This window comes from Pandoraea sp. PE-S2R-1, from assembly GCF_002179865.1.
In the GTDB taxonomy this organism is placed as follows: domain Bacteria; phylum Pseudomonadota; class Gammaproteobacteria; order Burkholderiales; family Burkholderiaceae; genus Pandoraea.
The window spans coordinates 1-410 of sequence record NZ_NGUR01000163.1 but is presented as its reverse complement, the minus strand read 5'-3'; the positions used below and the strand labels follow the sequence as shown (position 1 = coordinate 410).

At 66.8% G+C, this 410-nt stretch carries 1 protein-coding gene; it reads right to left on the bottom strand.

The window, feature by feature from the left end; all coding sequences use genetic code 11:
- The coding region (locus CDV44_RS27535; RefSeq protein WP_141118858.1) for a porin at nt 1-410 on the bottom strand (410 nt) is incomplete at both ends.

The following is a 410-nucleotide window of genomic DNA, read 5'->3' as shown; positions in this document are numbered from 1 at the left end:
CGCGCCCAGCGTGGTGTTGCCGATCTGGTACGTCATCGAGGTGGCGATGATGTCGCGTGCCTTCGCGCTGGCATAACCGGCGTTGATCGACGACGCGAATGCCGATTCGGACGAGCCGGCCCAGCTTCCGATCGTCGTGTCCGTGGCGCTCGCCTTGTCGTTGTTGGCGTGCGAGTAGCCAAGGCCCCAGGTGATCGGGCCGTTTGCGTACTGGCCGGCGAGGCCCCATGTGTTCTGGCGTCCCATCGTGCCGGGCTGGCCACCGAAGCCGTACATGGCGCCGAAGGTGAAGCCGCCCCACGTCGGTGAACGGTATTTCACGCTGTTGTTCACGCGCGAGCTGTGGTCGAGGTTGTCGACGTCGCCCGGGTGGGCGGCAACGCCCGAGAGCAGTGCCGTGCCACCGACCG